This is a genomic window from Bradyrhizobium sp. WSM4874, assembly GCF_055811835.1.
Window position 1 is genome coordinate 20,367 of record NZ_JBVVPR010000052.1, and the last position, 21,409, is coordinate 41,775.

Below are 21,409 nucleotides of genomic sequence, written 5' to 3' on the forward strand. Positions count from 1 at the left end.
GCGCCCAAGCAATCGGCACCGGCCGTTCAGGCAGAAAATCAGGAGTTTTGGGCAAGTCCGCCGTCGCCGGATCCCGGACTGTTGGGCAAGACACTCCGAGGATCCGGCAACACCGGGGGGTCGATCGTAGGCAAACGGAGATCACCGCAACGCTTCGAGGAATTTCCGATGCCCACCATTTCTCTCGTCACCGGCGCCAGCCGCGGCCTTGGCCGCAACACCGCCATCGCCGTCGCACGTCACGGCGGCGATGTGATCTTGACCTATCGCAGCGGGGCCGCCGCAGCACGCGAGGTCGTCGCCGAGATTGAATCGCTGGGGCGCAAGGCCGTCGCGCTGGAGCTTGACGTCACTGCCGTGTCGAGCTTTCCCGCGTTCGTCACAAAAGTTCGATCCGCGTTGGCGGAGCATTGGCGCGCCGAGAGATTCGATCACCTCGTCAACAATGCCGGCCAGGGCGAGATGGCTGCAATCGCAGAGACGACGGAGCAACAATTCGACGCCCTGTTCGCCACGCACGTCAAAGGACCATTCTTCCTGACGCAGGCCTTGCTACCCTTGCTCGCCGACCAGGGCCGGATCATCAACTTCTCCAGCGGGCTGACGCGCGTCTCGTTTCCGGGATTTTCCGCCTACGCGGCTGCGAAGGGCGCCATCGAGGTTCTGACCGTCTACATGGCCAAGGAATTTGGTGGACGCGGCATCACGGCCAACGTCGTTGCGCCGGGCGCGATCGAAACCGATTTTCTCGGCGGCGCGGTTCGGGACATGCCGGATTTGAACAACCAATTTGCGCAGATGACCGCACTGGGCCGCGTCGGTTTGCCCGACGATATCGGACCGATGGTCGCGAGCCTGCTCGGTCCCGACAATCGTTGGGTCACGGCGCAGCGGATCGAGGTGTCCGGCGGCCAGACGATCTAAGCGAGGCGCGATTGGGCTAAGAAGCGGGCGCGTCCCCGGCGCGCCGCTGCGGCCCGCAGCATCGCCTTTTGATTCCCGCACGGCTACTGCGCCGATGCGTCGACATTGGACTCGCTCGATCGTGCCGACCATGCCGGCCTTGCAAATCCCGTAGCAGACCGTCAACGCGGTCTGCGCGAAGATCATGCACCAGCGGCCATCGCGGCGGCTTCCGCTGCCGCGCGCTGCATGCTGGTCGACATCTCGTTCGTCACCGTGCTTTGCTCTTCGATTGCCGCGGCCGTCGACGTCACATATTCGCTGACGTTGTTGATAGCCGTTTTGATCGAAGCCAAGGCGGTGACGACGTCGCCGGAGATGCCGTTGAGGCTGCCGATCTCGGCACCGATCTTGTCGGTCGCCTGCTTGGCCTGGTTGGCGAGGCTCTTGACTTCCGAGGCGACCACCGCGAAGCCGCGACCGGCTTCGCCGGCGCGGGCGGATTCGATGGTCGCGTTAAGTGCCAGGAGGTTGATCTGCCCGGTGATGTTGTTGATGAGCTCGACGATCCCGCTCATCGCCAGCGCCGCTTCAGTGAGGCGCTGCGCCTGGGCGTCGGCGGACGCGACCTGCTCCACCGCGCTCATCGCGGTCTCGCGCGATTTGGTCATGGCCTCGGAGATCTCCCGCACCGACGCGTTCAGCTCCTCCGATCCGGCGGCGACCGATTCCATCATACCGCGGACGCGCTCGTTGCCCATGCGGACCAGCACCTGCTTCGTGACGTCGGTCGCATATTTCACGACCTTGAACGGCTTGCCGTTGAGATCCATGATCGGGTTGTACGAGGCCTGGATGTAGACCTCTTTGCCGCCCTTGCCGATGCGCTTGTATTCGGCCGCCTGGTACTGACCGCGGTTGAGCGCCGCCCAGAACTCGCGATAGCCATTGCTATCGCGCTCCGACGGCTCGACAAACATGCCGTGATGCTTGCCCTTGATCTCGGCCAACGAGTACCCGAGCGCGCTCAGGAAGTTGGCATTCGCGGTGATGATCGAGCCGTCCATGTTAAACTCGATCACCGCCTGCGCCTTCTCGATCGCCGCGATCTGACCGGCGAGATCGGCGGTCTTCAGCTTCTCGGCAGTGACGTCGGTGGCGAACTTGACGACGCCGAACGGCTTGCCATTCTCGTCGAGCAATGGATTGTAGTAGGCGAGGATCCAGACCTCGCGGCCGCCCTTGCCGATGCGCTTGAACTCGCCAGCCTGGTATTCGCCCCGGTTGAGCTTGGCCCAGAACTCGCGATAGGCCGCGCCGTCGCGCTCGCTCTGGGGCACGAACAGGCTGTGATGCTTGCCCTGGATCTCTGCGAGCGAATAGCCAAGCGCGTTGCAGAAATTCTCGTTCGCGGTGACAATGGTGCCATCGAGTGTGAACTCGATCACGGCCTGCGCACGGCTGATGCCGGCGATCTTGGAAGCGTCCGCCATGCTGCGGATCTTCTTCCCGGTGATGTCGGTCGCAATCTTGGCGACCCTCACCGTCTTGCCGTTGCCGTCGAGCACCGGATTGTAGGACGCTTCGATCCAGACCTCGCGGCCGCCCTTCGCGATGCGCTTGACCTCGCGCGCCTGATACTCGCCATGGTTCAATGCGGCCCAGAACGCCTTGTACTCGGCGCTATCGCGCTGGTCGGCGGGAACGAACATGGCATGCTTCTTTCCCTTGATCTCGTCGAGGGAGTAGCCGAGGGCGTAGAGAAAATTCTTGTTAGCCGTGATGATCGTCCCATCAAGATTGAATTCGATCATGGCTTGCGACCGGCCGATTGCCTCAATCTGAGCTTGTGCATCGACACGGGATTTACGACCGAACATTTCATCGCTCCGAAATTGATGGCCCGTTTGCAGCGCGTGGGCTTGCAAGCGATCGCAGAATTCATGATCTCGCTCGGAATCTCACGAGGACCGACCGTTCGTCGGCTCTGCGACCCAGCACATGAACGAGCTATACGAATCGAATTATCAGAGTATTTGTCCGATCGAAGACACAATGGCCGGATTCCGCCAACGCGATTAGCCGGACAGAAACTTCCCGACCTTTGCTGACTCGCCGAACAGGCCATCGGCTTTGAATTGCGAAGAAAGGCCTAAAGATCGTTCTCGATAGTCGGCAATGCGGCCGGCAACGATCGATCACGAGTCCGTGGTCCCGAGGATCAGGTATGCGTATGGGGATCGGACAATTGGTCGCAGCCGACATGAGCGCGTTCATGCCTCCTCGAGTGATCCAGTCACGTCCGACAGCCCTTTCATTCAGTCTCGCATTGGCAGCGCCGGGGAGGCGATACGCTAGTCTCTGCGGGGAGGAATTCTGATTTGGGCGGCGTCTCTTATCTCGACCGGTATCCTTTGCTTCAGTCGCGCGACAGCGAGTTCGCGCGCGACCGCCTGTTCGCCGAATATGGCGCCGACCGCTTCGACAAGCACGGCGGCGAGTTCGGTATCCACGCCAATTTTGCTCGCTTGCAATCGATCGGCCTCGCGTTCTGCGGCTACGACGGTGCGGCGTCGCTCTCCTTTCCAGAATCGCAGATTCTCCGCCAGTTCTTCTCCATCCAGGGAGCTGCGAGCTTCAGGACCAATGGGAGCAGAGAGCTGATTGAGGCCTTCAGTCCGATCATCTCCGGAGACGCCAGGCTGGATCTCGAGTTTGCGCCGGGCTATCGCCAATTGGTGCTGAGGATCGATGCCGGCGCACTCGAGCGGTTGCTCAAGACAATCCTGGGCGATGATAGCGACACGGAGCTGCGTTTCGCCCCGGGCGAAGCTGATCCGTCGGTGATGACTCATGTTCGTCAGGACGTCTTTAGATTCGCGGAGGAGTTGGACAGGTTCGGCCAGGATTACTCCCCCATAGCCATCGGCGAACTTGAGCGGGCGCTGATGGTTCGAATCCTTCTGGCGCACCGGCACAATTTCACTGACCGGTTTCAGGGCCCGGCACCGGCCGCCAACCGATCCGTCATCGACATCGTCGAATCCTACATCGAGGCTCATTGGGACGAACCAATCGATCTGGAGAAGATGGCCGCAATCGCCAACGTCAGCGTGCGGACGATTTATCGGGAATTCTCCCTGGCGGGGCGGGGATCACCGGGTCAGTTCGCGCGGCGCTTCCGGCTGCAGCGGGCGACGGAGCTCTTGCGCCATCCCGATGAGCAGACCAGCGTAGTTGCCGTCGCGTTCAAATGTGGCTTCCAGAATCTTGGGCGCTTTGCATCGGAATATCGGCGAGCGGTCGGTGAGCTGCCATCCGAAACCTTAAAGAATGCGAGACGAAGGCAGTGACGCGACGACGCAGCTCCTGAATTCGCAGCAAAGCGCTGTCGCAAGCGGCGAACCTCAACCCTTGCCCATCGCCGCAATCGCATCCGCGATCTCGATCGTGCGCCGCGCCATGTCGGCGTGCAGGCGCTCCACCATGGCGCCGTCGAGACGGATCGCGCCGCGCGAGACGTTCTCCGGCAATTCGAACGCGGCGATGATCTTTCGGGCGCGCGCGACTTCCTCTTCGGGCGGGGTGAAGATCGCGTTGCAGGCTTCGATCTGCGCGGGATGGATCAGCGTCTTGCCGTCAAAACCGAGATCGCGGCCTTGCGCGCATTCGGTGGCGAAACCGTCGGAGTTGGCGATGTCGCTGTAGGGGCCGTCGAGGATTTCGAGGCCATGGGCGCGCGTTGCCAGGATGCAATGGGTGATCATCGGGATCATCGCGGCGCGGCCGGGCAGCATCTTGATGCGCGTCTCGCGCGAGATGTCGTTCGGGCCGAACACGAAGCCTGACAGGCGCCGCGCGGGATCGCGCCCCGCGGCCGCCAGCTCTTCGGCATGCAGCACCGCGCGTGCGGTCTCGATCATGGCCCAGACCTTCACGGTCGGCGCCGCGCCGAGTTCGGCGAGGCGGCGACCGATCGTGTCGAGGTCCTCCACGCTTGAAACCTTTGGAACCAGGATGCCGTCCGGCGAGGCCTTCGCCGCCATCGCGACATCGTCGGCCCACCACGGCGTGTCGAGACCGTTGGTCCGGATCAGGATCTCGCGCTTGCCGAACCCTTTGGCGGCGATCGCGGCGGCGATGCCGTCGCGCGCCACGGCCTTGGCATCGGGCGCGACGGAATCTTCCAGATCAAGGATCAGGCCGTCGGCGGCGAGATTACGCGCCTTTTCCAGCGCGCGGGGGTTGGAGCCGGGCATGAACAGATGGCTGCGGCGCGGGCGGGTCATGCAAGCGTTCCTTCCGTTTCCTCGTCTCACTTCCGACCGAAGCGGATAGCATCTGGCCTGCCTATTCGAAAGGCTTGTTCGCCCCAGCGGTATATGATTAGGCATAGGCCATGACCACATTCCCAGAGCATTTGCTGGAAGGCTACAAGGCCTTCGCCACCCAGCGGCTGCCGACCGAGCAGACCCGCTACCGCGAGCTGTCGGTGAAGGGGCAGTTCCCTGAAGTGATGGTGATCGGCTGCTGCGATAGCCGCGTCTCGCCCGAAGTGATCTTCGACGTCGGGCCGGGCGAACTCTTCGTGGTCCGCAACATCGCCAATCTGGTGCCGGTGTACCAACCCGACGGCAACGCGCATGGCGTCTCGGCGGCGCTGGAATATGCCGTGACGGTGCTGAAGGTGAAGCACATCGTGGTGCTCGGGCACGCGCAGTGCGGCGGCATCCGCGCCTTTGTCGACAAGATCGAGCCGCTCACGCCGGGCGACTTCATCGGCAAATGGATGCAGATGTTCATCAAGCCGGGCGAGGTGGTCGAGCAGCGCGACCACGAGACCATGGCGCAATTCGTCGAGCGCATCGAAAAGGCCGCGGTGTTCCGCAGCCTGGAAAACCTGATGACCTTCCCGTTCGTGCAGAAGGCGGTCGAGAGCGGCCAGATGCAGACCCACGGCGCCTATTTCGGCGTCGCGGAGGGATCGCTGTTCGTGCTGGACAAGGACGCGAAGGAATTCAGGAACGCGCGAAGCGTGGCGTAGGCCTGTCTCGACTCGGCTTGAATTCGTAGGGTGGGCAAAGCGTAGCGTGCCCACCACTTCTATCGCGATCGTGGAGAGAGGGTGGGCACGGCGCTTCGCGCCTTTGCCCATCCTACGGCAGCGGAGTTACGCCGCCTTCTTCTTCGCGCTGATCAGCTTGCGGTTGATCAGGACTTCCGCGATCTGGATCGCGTTGAGCGCGGCGCCCTTGCGTAGATTGTCCGACACGCACCACAGCACGAGGCCGTTCTCCACCGTCGCGTCCTCGCGGATGCGGCTGATATAGGTGGCGTCCTCGCCGGCGGCTTCATACGGTGTGGCGTAGCCGCCAGGCTCATGCTTGTCGATGACGAGGCAGCCCGGCGCCTTGCGCAGGATGTCGCGCGCTTCGTCCACGCTGATCGGATTCTCGAACTCGATGTTGACGGCCTCGGAATGGCCGACGAAGACAGGCACGCGCACGCAGGTCGCGGAGAGCTTGATCTTGGGATCAAGAATCTTCTTGGTCTCCGCCATCATCTTCCACTCTTCCTTGGTGTAGCCGTCCTCCATGAAGACGTCGATCTGGGGAATGACGTTGAAGGCGATGCGCGCGGGAAACTTGTTATTGACCAGCTCCTGGTTGGTGTAGACGGCCTTGGTCTGCGAGAACAATTCGTCCATCGCATCCTTGCCGGCGCCCGACACCGATTGATAGGTCGAGACCACGACACGCTTGATCGTCGCCTTGTCATGCAGCGGCTTGAGCGCGACCACGAGCTGCGCGGTCGAGCAGTTCGGGTTGGCGATGATGTTCTTCTTCTTGAAGCCGGCGGTCGCGTCCGCATTCACTTCCGGCACGATCAACGGCACGTCCGGATCCATGCGCCAGGCCGAGGAATTGTCGATCACGACCGTGCCGGCGGCGCCGATCTTCGGCGACCATTCCTTCGACACCTCGCCGCCGGCCGACATCAGGCAGATGTCGACGTCGGAGAAGTCGTAATGCTCGAGCGCTTTGACCTTCAGCGTGCGGTCGCCGTAGGAGACTTCGACGCCCATGCTGCGACGTGACGCCAAGGCCACCACCTCGTCCGCGGGGAATTTGCGCTCATCCAAAATGTTGAGCATTTCCCGTCCGACATTGCCGGTCGCGCCGACGACTGCGACTTTGTAACCCATCGTTCACTCTCCGACGAAAAAGCTCTTTCCTGAAGCTCAGGCTTAAACAGGAAGAGCAGCGCTTCTATGCGAGAACCGGCCTCAAGACAACGTTGGACCATGCCTTAGGGACGTGGATGCAGTCGCCCGAGGCCAGCACGGCCGCAAACCCCACCCAGATCCATCTGGCGCTTGCAGCCTTCGCCGACGAGGTCGTCGGCACGCTGGCACGCCTGTTCGCCTATGTGGGGGCTTTGGTGCTGTTTGCCATCCTCGGCCTTGCGGCACTCGGCCAGCTGCCAAACTTGCGCGTTGACGAGCCGGCGCTGAAGCCGGGCTGGAGCGTGGCCGACCGGTCGCCTCCGGCCTTCGCCCTCAGCCGGCTCGATTCGTCAGAAAAAACAGCCTCTTACGCCATCCTCAGGCACCCCGAAGGCGGCCGCAGGGACGTGATGCGCTGGGCGAGCAAGGCGGACGAGGCCGTGGCCGAGCTCGAGATTTACCGGGAAGGCGGCGAATTCGACGTGGCGCGTCCGGCAACAATGGACCTGGCCGTCCGGATGGGCCTGGGCACCGCGAACCCGCTGGAGCAAGCCGGCCTGATCGACACGAAGTTCGGCCCCGTCGCCCTGTTCCGGCCGATCGGCACCGCGGAGGGCACGCGGGCCTGCCTCGGCTATCTCAAGCGCAGCGAGGAGCCGGCGCTCCAGATCTCCGGATTCTCCTGCCAGGGCGACAGCCTGCCCGCCCGGCGCGCGGCGATCGCCTGCACGCTGAACCGGCTGACGCTGCTGACCTCGGGCAACGAGCCGAAGCTGGCCGAATTGTTCGCCCATGCGGAGCTGAAGCGCCGTCCCTGCGCACCGCCGGGATCGTCGGACTGGCTGCTCGGCGCCGCCAATGCGCAATTGCGCGGCGCGCTTTGACCGGCATCAAGCTCAAGTGGCTGTATCCATGCAACTTTTGCCGGCGCGCACGATTATTCAGCGCTGGTGTGACCCAATAGACCTAGTTGCAGCCGCCCCGGCCGGGTTAGTATGAGGGTGAAATTAATTGGCGGCTTGCCGCCTGAAGGGGACGTGATGAGCTCGAATTTCTCTGCCGCGAACAAACTGGCGATGTGGCTTGCGGCCGGCGCCGTGATTGCCATGTCCTCAGCCTTCGCGACACCCGCCTCGGCCGATACCAAGAAGCAGCGCTATGACAACGGCCGTCCCTATTACGGTCCGAGCGGCCCCAACGCGACCTATCAGCAGGGCCGCACCCGCATCTATGTGAGCAAGCGCTCCTGGCTCGACGGCGGCACCGAGGTCAATCCGGGCGACCGCAAGTTCTCCGACTACGCCTTCCCGCCGGCGGTGGGCTATCCGACCTTCGCGCGCGAAAATCTCAACCGCCCGATCGATCGCCAGCCGCTGAGCACGCCGCAGGATGTCGGCGGCTATCCGCAGAATTTCCCGCTGTACTGAAGCGGACATATCGACCGAATCAAAATGGCCGGGCGCAAGCCCGGCCATTTTTGTTTGTCGTGTAGCCCGGATGGAGCGAAGCGCAATCCGGGATTTTCAACGCGGCAAGAACCCGGATTTCGCTTCGCTCCATCCGGGCTACGACTCTAGGCGTGCAGCTTCTGCAGTTCCTTCAGGATCGCTTCGCCCATCTGCGTGGTCGAGGCGGCAGTGGTGCCTTCCGACTTGATGTCGGCGGTGCGCAGGCCGCTGGCCAGCACGGCGGCGATTGCGGCGTCGACCTTGTCGGCGAGCGCGCCCATGTCGAAGGAGTAACGCAGCGCCATGCCGAAGGACGAGATCATCGCGATCGGATTGGCGAGGCCCTGGCCTGCGATATCAGGCGCCGAACCGTGCACGGGCTCGTACAGCGCCTTGCGCTTCTTGCTCTTGACGTCGACCTCGCCGAGCGAGGCCGAGGGCAGCATGCCGAGCGATCCCGTCAGCATCGCCGCGATGTCGGACAGCATGTCGCCGAACAGATTGTCGGTGACGATGACGTCGAACTGCTTCGGCCATTTCACCAGCATCATGCCGCCGGAATCGGCGAGCTGATGCTCGAGCGTGACGTCGGGATATTCGCGCTTGTGGACCTGGGTCATGACCTCGTTCCAGAGCACGCCCGATTTCATGACGTTGCGCTTCTCCATCGACGTCACCTTGTTCTTGCGCTTCTTCGCAAGCTCGAAGGCGACGCGGCCGATGCGCTCGATTTCATAGGTGTCGTAGACCTGGGTATCGATGGCGCGCTTCTGGCCGTTGCCGAGATCTGTGATGGTCTTGGGCTCGCCGAAATAGACGCCGCCGGTGAGCTCGCGCACGATCATGATGTCGAGGCCCTCGACCGCCTCGCGCTTCAGGCTCGAGGCCTCCGCCAGCGCCGGGTAGCACACGGCAGGACGGAGGTTGGCGAACAGACCGAGGTCCTTGCGCAGACGGAGCAGGCCGGCTTCGGGGCGCACCTCGTAGGGCACCGCGTCCCATTTCGGGCCGCCGACCGCGCCGAAGATGATCGCGTCGGCGTCCTTGGCCTTTACCATGTCGCCTTCCGAGATCGACACCTTGTGCGCGTCATAGGCCGAACCGCCGACGAGGCCGGTGTCGGTCTCGAACTTGGCGATTCCCGCCGAATTGAGCCAGTCGATCAGCCGCTTCACCTCGCCCATCACCTCGGGGCCGATACCGTCGCCGGGAAGCAGCAGCAGTTTGTGGGTCGCCATGGTCGTTCTTCCTCCGTTTCGTCATGGCCGGCATAGCCGGCCAAAGGACGGCGTCGCTTCCGCTCGCCTATGTCCCGGCCATCCACGTCCCTGCTTACGGCGCGAAGAACGTGGATGCCCGGCACAAGGCCGGGCATGACGGCATCTCGTGAATTTCGGCCGGAGTGCTAGAGCGGCGTTGCGTGCTTGGCAAGACACCATTGCCGCTTCGGTTCTGTGCAAGGCGGGCAGGGCCTGCCACACTGCGCATGCCGGAGTATCCCCTTGCACGCACCTGACTTCCCCCCGCCCGCCCACCCCGCGCGGCTGATCCTGACCCTGTCGCTGGCTGCGACGGTTGGGCTCGGCATCGGCCGCTTTGCCTATGCCCTGGTGCTGCCGGACATGCGGGAAGACCTCGGCTGGTCCTACTCGGCGGCCGGTTTCATGAACACCATCAACGCCGTCGGCTACCTCGTCGGCGCCCTGGTGGCATCCCGGTTGATCGAACGGGTCGGCTGGTCGGCCGCGATCCGCGGCGGAACCCTGGCCTGCGTCGCGGCGCTTGCGACTTGCGCGCTGACCGGGAATTTCGTTGCGCTGAGCCTGGCGCGTCTCGTGCTGGGCGTTGGCGCCGCAGCCGGCTTCGTCGCCGGCGGCGCGCTGGCCGCATCCATCGCGCAGTCGCGGCCGGAGCGGGCTAATTTCCTGCTCAGCCTGTTCTATGCCGGGCCCGGCATCGGCATTCTCGCCTCGGGGCTGATCGCCCCGTTCACGTTGCAATATTTCGGGCCGGGCTCGTGGTGGATGGTGTGGTGGGCGATGACCCTGCTGTCGGTCGTCATGACCGTGCCGCTGTTCCTGGTCCGCATCGAGAGCGGAGTGCGTTTCTCGCAAGGCAGCCACGGCGCTTTCGCGATTCTTCCGGTGCTGATCTATCTCGCCGGCTACTTCCTGTTTGGCGCGGGCTACATCGCCTACATGACCTTCATGATCGCCTATGTGCGCGACGGCGGCGGCGGAGCCGCGGCGCAGGCGGCGTTCTGGAGCCTGATCGGCTTAAGCGCCTTCGTCACGCCGTGGGCCTGGCGCCGCGTGCTCGCGCTCGATCGCGGCGGACTGGCGACCGCCATCATCCTCGGCACCAACGCGCTCGGCGCCGCCCTGCCGATGCTCGGGCATTCCCCGGCATGGCTCGCGGTGTCGGCCGTCGTGTTCGGCGTCGCCTTCTTCGCCGTGGTCGGTTCGACCACCGCCTTCGTGCGCTTCAACTATCCGCCCGAGGTGTGGCCGACCGCGATCGCGGCGATGACGATCTCGTTCGGCGTCGGTCAGACGCTCGGCCCGATCGTGGTCGGCGCGATCACGGACGCACTGGGGAGCTTGAGTTACGCGCTGAATGTGTCGGCAGCGCTGCTGGCGCTGGGCGCGGTCGCGGCGCTGTGCCAGCGGAAAGTGGGGCCGGCTATATAGCGGGTGTCGTCCCGGCGAAGGCCGGGACCCATACCGCGTGATCTATCGATGGGTGCAGGCGAGAGTACAGTGGGAGGACGCTTCACTACGAAACCTCGCCAAACTTCTCCCTGTGGTTATGGGTCCCGGCCTTCGCCGGGACGACGATCAGGTTAACTCGCGGAGCTAGCTCCCGCTGAACGAATTGTACCCCTGGTCTTCCCAATAGCCGCCCTTGTAGTCGTTGGTAACTTCCATCGACACCACGTATTTCGGGTTCTTGAAGCCGAGCTTGGTCGGCACGCGGATCTTCATTGGAAACCCATACGCGCGCGGCAGGATTTCGCCGGCGTATTTGAACGTCATCTGGGTCTGCGGATGCAGCGCAGTGCGCATGTCGAGCGGAGAGTTGTAGCCGTCCTTATCGGCACACTGGAACCAGACGTATTTGGCGCGGGTGTCGGCGCCGATCAGCTTGAGGAAGTCGCGCATCGGCGTGCCGGTCCAGCTGCCGATCGCGCTCCAGCCCTCGACGCAGATGTGACGCGTGATCTGCGTGACCTGCGGCAGCTTGTACAATTCCGGAAGCGTCCACGACTTCTTGTTGTCGACGAGACCGCGGACTTCGAGCTTCCAGTCGGCACCGTCGACTTCGGGCGCGTCGTCGAGATCGTAATAGGCGTTGAACGGAAACGGTTTTGTGATCGCGCTCTCGGGAAACGTCGGCGCCAGCGCGTCCGGATTGAAGATGAAATCCTGCACGGCATCGTTGAACTTCGAGACACTCTTCAGCATCTCCTCGGCGGAGGAGGAGTCGATCACGTCGCAGCCGGTGAGCAGCGTCAGGGCCCCCAAGCTGGCGCCGCCCGCGATGAAGCGGCGGCGGCTGACGTCGGGCATCGTCTTGATGGAGTCCTTGATCAGCAGCCGCTTGTCGACGCCGGGGATCAGGAATGAGCGCTTCGCCATGGTTCTTGCTCCGCTCTAGCGGCCGATGATCATCGCACGCAGGCTCTTCGGCACCAGCAGCGCGAGCAAAACGTGAATGACGAGGAAGGCGCAGATCGCGGCCATGCAGAAGAAATGGATGTAGCGCGCGGTTGGATAGTCGCCGAACAGGCTCACGAGCCAGTGCAATTGCACCGGCTTCCACATCCCCAGCCCCGACAGCACGATCAGGACGCCGACCAAGATGATGCCGGCATAAAGCACGCGCTGGACGTAATTGTAGACGGTGAGATCGGCATGGCCGAGCTTGAAGGTCAGGGCCGCCCTGACATCCTGGAGCACGCCGGACGGGGTGATCGGCACCAGTTTTTTCCGGAAGCGGCCGGTGGCAAAGCCGGTGATGAGATAAGCGAGGCCGTTGATCATCAAGAGCCACATCGCCGCAAAGTGCCAGAGCAGGCCGCCGCCGAGCCAGCCGCCGAGCGTGTAGTCGCGCGGAAAGCTGAAACCGAACAGCGGCGAGGCGTTGTAGATCTGCCAACCCGACAGGATCATCAGGATCATGGCGAGGGCGTTGATCCAGTGCATGACCCGGACCCAGGCCGGCTGGATCACCTTGGTCGGGGTGGCGCTGACCTGCTCGTCGGTCACAGTAAGGCTCGACATGATGGTTCCGTCCTGAACATCGTCTGACGGCAATTATACGCCGATGCTTCCGCTTTCGTTACGCCCTGCCCGGCATCGAATCCATACCGGCGGTCTATCGTGGTCACAATAAAGCGAGCCGGGTGCCCCCGGCTCGCCATTTCGTCGCATCCGGCACGGGGATGAAGCCGGACGGCGCGGTGTTACGTCGCCGGCATCAGCACGGTGTCGACCACATGGATCACACCGTTCGACTGGTTGACGTTGGAGATGGTGACCATCGAGGTACCGCCCTTGGCATCGACGATCCAGACCTTGCCGTCCATCTTCTTCACCGTCAGCTCCTCGCCTTCGGCGGTCTTCATCTTCTTGCCGTCAGTGAGGTCGGAAGCCTCGAGCTTGCCGGGCACGACATGATAGGTGAGGATCTTGGTCAGCGTCGCCTTGTTCTCAGGCTTGACCAGGGTGTCGACGGTGCCGGCCGGCAGCTTGCCGAACGCGGCGTTCGTCGGCGCGAACACCGTGAACGGGCCCTTGCCTTCCAGCGTCGGCACCAGGCCGGCCGCCTTCACCGCCGCCACCAGCGTGGTGTGGTCCTTCGAGTTGACCGCGTTCTGGACGATGTTCTTGGACGGGAACATCGCGGCGCCGCCGACCATGACGGTCTTTTCCTCGGCGCGAACAGGCGCGACGACGGTCGCGGTGATGGCCAGCGCGCTGAAAGCTGCAGCGGTAAGATAGGCAATGCGCTTCGACATGGAGAGTCTCCCGATTGGATGGTGACCGGCGGTCGCCGGCGTTTGGTTGGGCAACAACGGTGGCTGCGACCTGTGAGCGTGAAGCAGCAGCGCCGTCGTTGGCTCGAATTACGGGAGGGTTTGCGAAGCGGTTTCGGATTAAACTTCTTTGTGATGCTTGAAACTAAGTGCGGGTTTGCTCGTGGGGTGAGGCGAGCGCACCACACACTCCGCTGTCGTCCCGGACAAGCGAAGCGACGATCCGGGACCCATAGCCACAGGGAGACATTTGGCGAAGACTCGGAATGACCGTCTAGCGCGGCAAACTTTCCCTGTGGTTATGGGTCCCGGGCTCGCGACTTCGTCGCGCCCCGGGACGACGAGGAGAGATTGCGGCAGCGCGCTACACATCAATCCCTGTTGTTCGGCGTCTGAATGAATCCGCGATTATGCGTCGGGCTGATCAAGAGCTCGTTGATGCACACCCGCGCCGGCATGCTCGCGATGAACGCGATGGTGCGGCCGAGATCTTCGGATTGCAGCATCTTCGCCTGCTCCTCCTCGCTCGGCACCACCGGGCGCAGCTTCAGGATCGGGGTCGCCACCTCGCCCGGCATCAGGCAGCAGGCACGCAGGCCGTTGACGCACTCGTCCATGTTAAAGGAATGGGTCAGCGCCAGAACCGCATGCTTTGTCGTGGTGTAGGCCGGGCCCGGCATTTTCGAGACGTGGCGGCCGGCCCAGGATGAGACGTTGATGATGGAGCCGTCCTGCTGCTTGCGCATCGTCGGCAGCACTGCGCGCATGCAATAGAGCACTCCGTTGAGATTGACCTGGACCAGTTGGTCCCAGCCCTCCAGTTCCATGTCCTTCCAGCTGCGCTTGGGGACATTGATGCCGGCATTGTTGACCAGCAGGTCGATCCGGCCGTGCTTCGCGACGATTTGATCGGCCGCCTTCTGGGCCGCGGCGGCGACCGATACGTCCAGCGCGATGGCCTCGGCGGCCCCGCCCGCCCCGGTGATCTTCGCGACCACGGTATCCAGGGCGTCCTTGCGCCGGCCGGAGACCACCACCGTCCAGCCGTCGGCCGCCAGCGCCTCGGCGCCGGCCTCCCCGATCCCGCTGCCCCCGCCTGTCACCCAGGCCACGCGTTTCCCGTTTTTGGTCATGCAAACTGTCTCCGTTGCTTCATCGGGGCGGTTTTTGCTAATCCAGCCCTCGGTTTTGACCGGCCTTGTCTGACGAGCCTTGCTTATGAGCCTTGCGGTCAATCCTTGCGGTCGAGGAAATCTTGCATGAACCAAGCTGCCAACGCCAATTTGTTTTCCCGCCTGTTCGACGGCCTCGACGATCCGAAGCGCCTCGCGATCGAGACGCATGACGGCGAGCGCATCAGCTATGGCGACCTGATCGCCCGGGCCGGACAGATGGCCAATGTGCTGGTCGCGCGCGGCGTGAAGCCCGGCGACCGCGTTGCGGTTCAGGTCGAGAAATCCGTGGCCAACATCGTGCTGTATCTGGCGACGGTGCGGGCCGGCGCGGTCTACCTGCCGCTCAACACCGCCTATACGCTGAACGAGCTCGACTATTTCATCGGCGACGCCGAGCCCTCGCTGGTGGTCTGCGACCCCGCCAAGGCGGAAGGGCTTGCCCCGATCACCGCCAAGGTGAAAGCAAAAGTCGAGACGCTCGGACCTGACGGCAAGGGCTCGCTGACGGAAGCCGCCGATAACGCAAGCAGCAAATTCACCACGGTGTCGCGCGCAAACGACGATCTCGCCGCGATCCTCTACACGTCGGGCACCACCGGCCGCTCCAAGGGCGCGATGCTGACCCACGACAATCTGGCGTCGAACTCGCTCTCGCTGGTCGGCTTCTGGCGTTTCACCGACAAGGACGTGCTGATCCACGCACTGCCGATCTACCACACCCACGGCCTGTTCGTGGCGACCAACGTGACGCTGTTTGCGCGGGCGTCGATGATCTTCCTGCCGAAGCTCGACCCGGATCTGATCATCAAGCTGATGGCGCGCGCCACGGTGCTGATGGGCGTACCGACGTTCTATACCCGCCTGCTCCAGAACGCCGCGCTGTCGCGCGAGACCACGCAACACATGCGGCTGTTCATTTCCGGCTCCGCACCGCTGCTGGCCGAAACCCATCGCGAATGGTCGGCGCGGACGGGGCATGCCGTGCTCGAGCGTTACGGCATGACCGAGACCAACATGAACACCTCGAACCCCTATGACGGCGAGCGCGTGCCCGGCGCAGTCGGCTTTCCCCTTCCCGGCGTCTCCGTGCGTGTCACAGATCCTGAGACCGCCAAGGAATTGCGGCGCGACGAGATCGGCATGATCGAGGTCAAGGGCCCGAACGTATTTAAAGGCTATTGGCGCATGCCGGAGAAGACCAAGGCGGAATTCCGCGACGACGGCTTCTTCATCACCGGCGACCTCGGCAAGATCGACGCCAAGGGCTACGTCCACATTCTCGGCCGCGGCAAGGATCTCGTCATCTCCGGCGGCTTCAACGTCTACCCGAAAGAAATCGAGACCGAGATCGACGCCATGCCAGGCGTGATCGAATCCGCCGTGATCGGGGTGCCCCACGCCGATTTCGGCGAGGGCGTCACGGCCGTGCTGGTCTGCAACAAGGGCGCGGATGTGACCGAGGCGGCGGTGCTGAAGGCACTCGACGGCCGACTGGCCAAGTTCAAGATGCCCAAACGCGTCTTCGTGGTCGACGAGCTGCCGCGCAACACCATGGGCAAGGTGCAGAAAAACGTGCTGCGGGATACGTACAAGGATCTCTACGCGAAGAAGTAGGGGCTGTTGTTCGCAGCACTCCCGTCGTCATTGCGAGGAGCTCTTGCGACGAAGCAATCCAGACTGCCGCTGCGGAAGGACTCCTGGATTGCTTCGCTTCGCTCGCAATGACGGAGTTTGGGGCGCTCACTGCCCGCCTAACAAACTCAGCACAAACCGGCTGCCGACGATAAACAGATAACACCCGAACGCCATTTCCAGCGTCCGCTTCGACATCGCGTGCGCGGCTCTCACGCCAAGCGGCGCGGTCACGAGGCTCATCGGCATTACCAGGACCGCGCCGATCAACGAGACGTAGCCAAGCGCGAACGGGACTTGCAGGGCTGCAACGCCTGGATAGTGCGCCGCCGCAGGCCAGCCGGCGTAGATGTAGCCGAGCGCGCCGGGGATCGAGATCAGCACCGCGAGCGCCGACGAGGTCGCCACTGCTTGATGGATCGGACGGCCATAGAACGTCATCAGCAGATTCGAAAACAGGCCACCACCGATGCCCATCAAGGTCGACAGAATGCCGACGCAGAAACCGTAGAATCGCATCAGCGGCCCCTTTGGCAAGTCATCGCCGAGCTTCCAGCTCTCGCGCGCGAAGATCAGCCGCACCGCGGCCGACCAGGCGACGGCGACGAACACGATCTTGAACAGCCGCTCCGGCGCGTAGCGCGCGACCACGCTGCCGGCGACGACGCCGGTCAGGATCGGCAGCCCCCAGACCCGCAGGATCGCAAGATCCACGGCGCCGCGCTTGTAATGCGCCTGGAACGAACGGATCGAGGTCGGAATGATGACGGCGAGCGAAGTGCCGATACAGAGCGGCATCCGCACCTCGAGCGGCACACCGGCGATGCGGAAGCACTCGTAGAACACCGGCACCAGAATCGCGCCGCCGCCGATGCCGAACACGCCGGCTAAAAATCCGGAGAGCGCGCCCGTTGCGATCAGCAGCAGCGCGAGTTCGACGATCTCCTTGATATCAAGTCCTGCAATCACCCCTGACCTGCCCCGGCGATGGCTCGCAACTCCTCCGATGCATCGCTCGGACAGCTGGCCGCAATGCTCTAGGCGATCTGATTTGTCGGGTCGACCGGTGGGTTGCCGTTTTGGGGTGGGATGCAGGCTGCGCATATCCGCCCGTCTCGCGAAAAATCGGTGCACTTGGCGGAAATTGGCGATTGCTCGCCCACTATCGCTGCCGGTTCGAGCGTCATGAACCGACTGGTTCGAACCCTGGCCGGCCCGCGGCGGCTTAGAGCCGTTCCAATAGTAATTTCAATGCGTCTCGGCTCTCGTACAAAAGATGAATTTAAGTTCTTTCTTTCGTCGGTGCGCCATCGCCCTGGTATACCAAGCCGCTGATTGGCCTTGTTACATCAAGGGCCTAGAGCTGAACCCAGGTTCGATTGATGGCGATTTGGTGATTGCGCAGGTGAAATCGACTCCGTAAATAGAGCCGACCTTTCGCGATCCCCGCGCGCCCCATGCTGGGCCGCAGTAAAGCAATTGAAGCCCATGACCGCACGGATCGAACGACCGCTTTCGCCGCACATTCAGACCTACCGTTGGACCCTGACGATGGCGCTCTCCATCGTCCATCGCGCCACCGGAATTGCCCTCTACGCCGGGACGCTGCTGCTGGCCTGGTGGCTGATTGCGGCGGCCTCCGGCCCCGCCGCCTATGGCCACGTCCAGGCCTTCACCGGCAGCATCATCGGCCGGCTGATCGTATTCGGCTACACCTGGGCGCTGATGCACCACATGCTCAGCGGCATCCGGCATTTCGTCTGGGACCTCGGCTACGGCTTCAAGGCCAATGAGCGCGAGGCGTTGACCTGGGGCGCGTTGATCGGCGGCATCGTGCTCACGGTCCTCGTCTGGATCATCGCCTACGCGATCGGAGGCGGACGATGAGTTTCGACGAATCCCACGGCTCTCCGAAGGGCTCCTCCATGCGCACCCCGCTCGGTCGCGTCCGCAATCTCGGCGCGGCGCATTCGGGCACGTCCGATTTCTGGCGCCAGCGCATCACCGGCGTCGCCATGACGCTGCTGATGATCCCGGTGATCGTGATCGTGATGATGCTGCTCGGCCGCAACCAGGCCGGCGCCGCACAGATCCTCGGCTCGCTGCCGATCGCGGTGATCCTGCTGCTCTTCATCTTCGCCAGCGCCTGGCACATGAAGATCGGCATGCAGGTCGTGATCGAGGACTACATCCATAACGAGAAGCTGAAGCTCATCTCGATCATGCTCAACAACTTTTTCTCGTTCGCCGTGGCGCTGGCCTCGACCTACGCGATCCTGAAACTTTCCTCCGGAGTGTAAGCCATGGCCACAGACACCAATGGCAAGGGCAACGGCGCTCCCGCCACCAACGGCAAAGCCTATCCGATCGAAGACCACACCTATGACGTCGTCGTGGTCGGCGCCGGCGGCGCGGGCCTGCGCGCCGTGGTCGGCTGCAGCGAAGCCGGTCTTCGGACCGCCTGCATCACGAAGGTGTTTCCGACCCGCTCGCACACGGTCGCGGCGCAGGGCGGCATCTCGGCGTCCCTCGGCAACATGCACAAGGACGATTGGCGCTGGCACATGTACGACACCGTGAAGGGGTCGGACTGGCTGGGCGACCAGGACGCGATCGAATACATGGTGCGTAACGCGCCCGAGGCTGTCTACGAGCTCGAGCATTGGGGCGTGCCGTTCTCGCGCACCGAAGACGGCAAGATCTACCAGCGCCCGTTCGGCGGCATGACGCTGGACTACGGCAAGGGCCAGGCGCAGCGCACCTGCGCGGCCGCCGACCGCACCGGCCACGCCATGCTGCACACGATGTACGGCCAGTCGTTGCGCCACGCGGCCGAGTTCTTCATCGAGTTCTTTGCCATCGACCTGATCATGGACGACCAGGGCACCTGCCGCGGCGTCATCGCGCTCAAGCTCGACGACGGCACGCTGCACCGCTTCCGCGCCCAGACCGTTATCCTGGCGACCGGCGGCTATGGCCGCGCCTATGCGTCCTGCACCTCGGCGCACACTTGCACGGGCGATGGCGGCGGCATGGTGCTGCGTGCCGGCCTGCCGATGCAGGACATGGAGTTCGTGCAGTTTCACCCGACCGGCATCTACGGCTCGGGTTGTCTCGTCACCGAAGGCGCGCGCGGTGAGGGCGGCTATCTCGTCAACTCCGAGGGCGAGCGCTTCATGGAGCGCTATGCGCCGTCCGCGAAGGATCTGGCCTCGCGTGACGTCGTCTCGCGCGCGATGACCATCGAGATCCGGGAGGGGCGCGGCGTCGGCAAGAAGAAGGACCACATCTTCCTTCATCTCGACCATCTCGATCCCGCCGTGCTGGCCGAGCGCCTGCCGGGCATCTCGGAATCCGCAAAGATCTTCGCCAATGTCGACGTGACGCGCGAGCCGATCCCGATCGTGCCGACCGTGCACTACAACATGGGCGGCATCCCGACGAACTATCACGGCGAAGTCCTGACCAAGAAGGACGGCGACGACAACGCCATCATCCCCGGTCTGATGGCGATCGGCGAAGCCGCTTGCGTCTCCGTGCACGGCGCCAACCGCCTCGGCTCCAACTCGCTGATCGATCTCGTCGTGTTCGGCCGCGCCGCGGCGCTGCGCCTCGCCGAGAAGCTCACGCCGAACGCCAGCCAGCCGGAGTTGCCGGCGAACTCGTCCGATCTGGCGCTCGGCCGGCTCGACCACTACCGCTACGCATCCGGCGGCACGCCGACCGCCAAGCTGCGCGAAGGCATGCAGCACGTGATGCAGAACAATTGCGCGGTGTTCCGCACCGGCGACATCCTGAGCGAAGGCCAGAACCTGATCGAGAAGGTCCACAGCGGCATCACCGACATCGCCGTGTCCGACCGCTCGCTGGTGTGGAATTCCGACCTGATCGAGACGCTCGAATTCGACAATCTGATCGCACAGGCGGTGGTGACGATGAACTCGGCCGCCAACCGCACCGAGAGCCGCGGCGCGCATGCCCGCGAGGACTTCTCCGACCGCGACGACAAGAACTGGATGAAGCACACGCTGGCCTGGCTGGAAGATTCCGGCAAGGTCAAGATCGAGTACCGCCCGGTTCACGACTACACCATGACCAACGACGTCCAGTACATCCCGCCGAAAGCTCGCGTTTACTAAACGGCGCGCGTGTCCTGAGCGAACAGCGAAAGCTTTATCGAAATGGTTGAATTCGCACTTCCGAAGAACTCAAAGATCACCGGCGGCAAGACCTGGCCGAAGCCCGCGGGCGCGACTGAAACTCGCGAATTCCGCGTCTACCGCTGGAATCCCGACGACGGCAAGACGCCGAGCGTCGACACCTATTACGTCGACACCCAAGATTGCGGGCCGATGGTGCTGGACGGCCTGATCTGGATCAAGAACAACATCGATCCTTCGCTGACCTTCCGCCGCTCCTGCCGCGAAGGCGTCTGCGGCTCCTGCGCGATGAACATCGACGGCCAGAACACGCTGGCCTGCACCCGCTCGATGCACGACGTGAAGGACGGCGCGGTGAAGATCAATCCGCTGCCGCATCAGCCTGTCGTAAAGGACCTCATCCCCGATCTCACCAATTTCTATGCGCAGTACGCTTCGGTCGAGCCGTGGCTGAAGACGACCTCGCCGACGCCGCAGAAGGAATGGAAGCAGAGCCACGAGGATCGCGAAAAACTCGACGGCCTCTACGAGTGCATCCTCTGCGCCTGCTGCTCGACCTCGTGCCCGAGCTATTGGTGGAACAGCGAGCGCTATCTCGGTCCCGCCGCGTTGCTCCAGGCCAACCGCTGGGTGTCGGATTCGCGGGATGAAGCGACCGGCGAGCGGCTCGACAATCTCGAGGACCCGTTTCGCCTCTACCGCTGCCACACCATCATGAACTGCGCCAAGGCCTGCCCGAAGGGCCTCAACCCGGCGGAAGCCATCGCCGAGCTCAAGCTCAAGATGGTCGAGCGGCAGATCTAGGCGTCATTCATGCTGCGAGTCCC

The 21,409-nt window shown here is 63.4% G+C and carries 20 protein-coding genes; 11 read left to right on the forward strand and 9 right to left on the reverse strand.

The window, feature by feature from the left end; all coding sequences use genetic code 11:
* The first annotated feature begins 168 nt into the window (after positions 1–168).
* Positions 169–924, forward strand: a complete 756-nt coding sequence (locus AC0L3P_RS34095) for an SDR family NAD(P)-dependent oxidoreductase (protein WP_473308650.1) — start codon at positions 169–171, stop codon at positions 922–924.
* A 182-nt stretch (positions 925–1,106) separates the two neighbouring features.
* On the opposite strand, the gene AC0L3P_RS34100 is transcribed toward AC0L3P_RS34095, so the two are convergent.
* Positions 1,107–2,783 carry a methyl-accepting chemotaxis protein gene (locus AC0L3P_RS34100; RefSeq protein WP_473308651.1) on the reverse strand — a complete coding sequence of 559 codons (1,677 nt, stop codon included), beginning with the start codon at positions 2,781–2,783 and terminating at the stop codon, positions 1,107–1,109.
* 501 nt (positions 2,784–3,284) lie between these two features.
* On the opposite strand from AC0L3P_RS34100, the gene AC0L3P_RS34105 reads away from it, so the two are divergent.
* Positions 3,285–4,256, forward strand: a complete 972-nt coding sequence (locus AC0L3P_RS34105) for a helix-turn-helix transcriptional regulator (RefSeq protein ID WP_473308652.1) — start codon at positions 3,285–3,287, stop codon at positions 4,254–4,256.
* Positions 4,257–4,310: 54 nt separating this feature from the next.
* Here AC0L3P_RS34105 and AC0L3P_RS34110 read toward each other — a convergent pair whose 3' ends face one another.
* On the reverse strand, positions 4,311–5,192 hold the full coding sequence (locus tag AC0L3P_RS34110; protein ID WP_473308653.1) for an HpcH/HpaI aldolase/citrate lyase family protein: 882 nt from the start codon (positions 5,190–5,192) through the stop codon (positions 4,311–4,313).
* Positions 5,193–5,302: 110 nt separating this feature from the next.
* Between AC0L3P_RS34110 and AC0L3P_RS34115 the strand changes: the two genes are divergently transcribed.
* On the forward strand, positions 5,303–5,947 hold the full coding sequence (locus AC0L3P_RS34115; RefSeq protein WP_275174610.1) for a carbonic anhydrase: 645 nt from the start codon (positions 5,303–5,305) through the stop codon (positions 5,945–5,947).
* Positions 5,948–6,073: 126 nt separating this feature from the next.
* Here the strand turns inward: AC0L3P_RS34115 and AC0L3P_RS34120 are convergent, their stop codons facing one another.
* Positions 6,074–7,108: an aspartate-semialdehyde dehydrogenase gene (locus tag AC0L3P_RS34120; protein WP_275174609.1), complete on the reverse strand. Its 1,035-nt coding sequence runs from the start codon at positions 7,106–7,108 to the stop codon at positions 6,074–6,076.
* Positions 7,109–7,224: 116 nt separating this feature from the next.
* Here AC0L3P_RS34120 and AC0L3P_RS34125 point away from each other — a divergent pair, with 116 nt between their 5' ends.
* Together AC0L3P_RS34125 and AC0L3P_RS34130 are read left to right on the forward strand one after the other, a co-directional pair.
* A complete protein-coding gene (locus tag AC0L3P_RS34125; protein ID WP_473308654.1) occupies positions 7,225–8,013 on the forward strand; it encodes a hypothetical protein in 789 nt (262 codons plus the stop codon).
* Positions 8,014–8,169: 156 nt separating this feature from the next.
* Positions 8,170–8,556, forward strand: a complete 387-nt coding sequence (locus tag AC0L3P_RS34130; RefSeq protein WP_199198455.1) for a hypothetical protein — start codon at positions 8,170–8,172, stop codon at positions 8,554–8,556.
* Between the two features lie 146 nt (positions 8,557–8,702).
* On the opposite strand, the gene leuB is transcribed toward AC0L3P_RS34130, so the two are convergent.
* Positions 8,703–9,815: a 3-isopropylmalate dehydrogenase gene (gene leuB / locus AC0L3P_RS34135; protein ID WP_473308655.1), complete on the reverse strand. Its 1,113-nt coding sequence runs from the start codon at positions 9,813–9,815 to the stop codon at positions 8,703–8,705.
* A 264-nt stretch (positions 9,816–10,079) separates the two neighbouring features.
* Here leuB and AC0L3P_RS34140 point away from each other — a divergent pair, with 264 nt between their 5' ends.
* Complete coding sequence (locus AC0L3P_RS34140; RefSeq protein ID WP_473308656.1) at positions 10,080–11,267, forward strand: YbfB/YjiJ family MFS transporter; 1,188 nt, start codon at positions 10,080–10,082, stop codon at positions 11,265–11,267.
* A gap of 165 nt (positions 11,268–11,432) precedes the next feature.
* On the opposite strand, the gene AC0L3P_RS34145 is transcribed toward AC0L3P_RS34140, so the two are convergent.
* The 4 genes from AC0L3P_RS34145 to AC0L3P_RS34160 form a co-directional block, all read right to left on the reverse strand.
* On the reverse strand, positions 11,433–12,215 hold the full coding sequence (locus AC0L3P_RS34145; RefSeq protein WP_275174727.1) for a molybdopterin-dependent oxidoreductase: 783 nt from the start codon (positions 12,213–12,215) through the stop codon (positions 11,433–11,435).
* A 15-nt stretch (positions 12,216–12,230) separates the two neighbouring features.
* Positions 12,231–12,860 (reverse strand): cytochrome b/b6 domain-containing protein, encoded by a 630-nt coding sequence (locus AC0L3P_RS34150; RefSeq protein ID WP_473308657.1) that lies wholly within the window; start codon positions 12,858–12,860, stop codon positions 12,231–12,233.
* 182 nt (positions 12,861–13,042) lie between these two features.
* Positions 13,043–13,597, reverse strand: a complete 555-nt coding sequence (locus AC0L3P_RS34155; RefSeq protein WP_275174729.1) for a fasciclin domain-containing protein — start codon at positions 13,595–13,597, stop codon at positions 13,043–13,045.
* A gap of 389 nt (positions 13,598–13,986) precedes the next feature.
* Positions 13,987–14,748, reverse strand: coding sequence for an SDR family oxidoreductase (locus AC0L3P_RS34160; protein WP_473308658.1), 762 nt, complete (start codon positions 14,746–14,748; stop codon positions 13,987–13,989).
* Positions 14,749–14,874: 126 nt separating this feature from the next.
* Here AC0L3P_RS34160 and AC0L3P_RS34165 point away from each other — a divergent pair, with 126 nt between their 5' ends.
* Positions 14,875–16,404 (forward strand): malonate--CoA ligase, encoded by a 1,530-nt coding sequence (locus tag AC0L3P_RS34165; RefSeq protein ID WP_275174731.1) that lies wholly within the window; start codon positions 14,875–14,877, stop codon positions 16,402–16,404.
* A 126-nt stretch (positions 16,405–16,530) separates the two neighbouring features.
* Here the strand turns inward: AC0L3P_RS34165 and AC0L3P_RS34170 are convergent, their stop codons facing one another.
* On the reverse strand, positions 16,531–17,391 hold the full coding sequence (locus AC0L3P_RS34170) for a sulfite exporter TauE/SafE family protein (RefSeq protein WP_473308659.1): 861 nt from the start codon (positions 17,389–17,391) through the stop codon (positions 16,531–16,533).
* A 519-nt stretch (positions 17,392–17,910) separates the two neighbouring features.
* Between AC0L3P_RS34170 and sdhC the strand changes: the two genes are divergently transcribed.
* From sdhC to AC0L3P_RS34190, 4 genes are read left to right on the forward strand one after another with little or no spacing between them, the layout of a single operon-like run.
* A complete protein-coding gene (gene sdhC, locus AC0L3P_RS34175; RefSeq protein WP_275174733.1) occupies positions 17,911–18,309 on the forward strand; it encodes a succinate dehydrogenase, cytochrome b556 subunit in 399 nt (132 codons plus the stop codon).
* The gene (gene sdhD, locus AC0L3P_RS34180; protein ID WP_275174734.1) at positions 18,306–18,722 is read left to right on the forward strand and encodes a succinate dehydrogenase, hydrophobic membrane anchor protein; all 417 of its coding nucleotides are present in this window, start codon (positions 18,306–18,308) and stop codon (positions 18,720–18,722) included. The genes sdhC and sdhD overlap by 4 nt, the downstream gene beginning before the upstream one ends.
* Before the next feature lie 3 nt (positions 18,723–18,725).
* The gene (sdhA, locus tag AC0L3P_RS34185; RefSeq protein WP_275174735.1) at positions 18,726–20,561 is read left to right on the forward strand and encodes a succinate dehydrogenase flavoprotein subunit; all 1,836 of its coding nucleotides are present in this window, start codon (positions 18,726–18,728) and stop codon (positions 20,559–20,561) included.
* Between the two features lie 42 nt (positions 20,562–20,603).
* Positions 20,604–21,386 carry a succinate dehydrogenase iron-sulfur subunit gene (locus AC0L3P_RS34190; RefSeq protein ID WP_473308660.1) on the forward strand — a complete coding sequence of 261 codons (783 nt, stop codon included), beginning with the start codon at positions 20,604–20,606 and terminating at the stop codon, positions 21,384–21,386.
* Positions 21,387–21,409 lie beyond the last annotated feature (23 nt).

What these genes read in the sequence shown, in the direction of transcription:
- AC0L3P_RS34095 (WP_473308650.1), top strand. Translation starts at nt 169, where the DNA reads ATGCCCACCATTTCTCTCGTCACCGGCGCCAGCCGCGGCCTTGGCCGC.
- AC0L3P_RS34100 (WP_473308651.1), bottom strand. Translation starts at nt 2,783, where the DNA reads ATGTTCGGTCGTAAATCCCGTGTCGATGCACAAGCTCAGATTGAGGCA.
- AC0L3P_RS34110 (WP_473308653.1), bottom strand. Translation starts at nt 5,192, where the DNA reads ATGACCCGCCCGCGCCGCAGCCATCTGTTCATGCCCGGCTCCAACCCC.
- AC0L3P_RS34115 (WP_275174610.1), top strand. Translation starts at nt 5,303, where the DNA reads ATGACCACATTCCCAGAGCATTTGCTGGAAGGCTACAAGGCCTTCGCC.
- AC0L3P_RS34120 (WP_275174609.1), bottom strand. Translation starts at nt 7,108, where the DNA reads ATGGGTTACAAAGTCGCAGTCGTCGGCGCGACCGGCAATGTCGGACGG.
- AC0L3P_RS34125 (WP_473308654.1), top strand. Translation starts at nt 7,225, where the DNA reads ATGCAGTCGCCCGAGGCCAGCACGGCCGCAAACCCCACCCAGATCCAT.
- AC0L3P_RS34130 (WP_199198455.1), top strand. Translation starts at nt 8,170, where the DNA reads ATGAGCTCGAATTTCTCTGCCGCGAACAAACTGGCGATGTGGCTTGCG.
- leuB (WP_473308655.1), bottom strand. Translation starts at nt 9,815, where the DNA reads ATGGCGACCCACAAACTGCTGCTGCTTCCCGGCGACGGTATCGGCCCC.
- AC0L3P_RS34145 (WP_275174727.1), bottom strand. Translation starts at nt 12,215, where the DNA reads ATGGCGAAGCGCTCATTCCTGATCCCCGGCGTCGACAAGCGGCTGCTG.
- AC0L3P_RS34150 (WP_473308657.1), bottom strand. Translation starts at nt 12,860, where the DNA reads ATGTCGAGCCTTACTGTGACCGACGAGCAGGTCAGCGCCACCCCGACC.
- AC0L3P_RS34155 (WP_275174729.1), bottom strand. Translation starts at nt 13,597, where the DNA reads ATGTCGAAGCGCATTGCCTATCTTACCGCTGCAGCTTTCAGCGCGCTG.
- AC0L3P_RS34160 (WP_473308658.1), bottom strand. Translation starts at nt 14,748, where the DNA reads ATGACCAAAAACGGGAAACGCGTGGCCTGGGTGACAGGCGGGGGCAGC.
- AC0L3P_RS34165 (WP_275174731.1), top strand. Translation starts at nt 14,875, where the DNA reads ATGAACCAAGCTGCCAACGCCAATTTGTTTTCCCGCCTGTTCGACGGC.
- sdhC (WP_275174733.1), top strand. Translation starts at nt 17,911, where the DNA reads ATGACCGCACGGATCGAACGACCGCTTTCGCCGCACATTCAGACCTAC.
- sdhD (WP_275174734.1), top strand. Translation starts at nt 18,306, where the DNA reads ATGAGTTTCGACGAATCCCACGGCTCTCCGAAGGGCTCCTCCATGCGC.
- sdhA (WP_275174735.1), top strand. Translation starts at nt 18,726, where the DNA reads ATGGCCACAGACACCAATGGCAAGGGCAACGGCGCTCCCGCCACCAAC.
- AC0L3P_RS34190 (WP_473308660.1), top strand. Translation starts at nt 20,604, where the DNA reads ATGGTTGAATTCGCACTTCCGAAGAACTCAAAGATCACCGGCGGCAAG.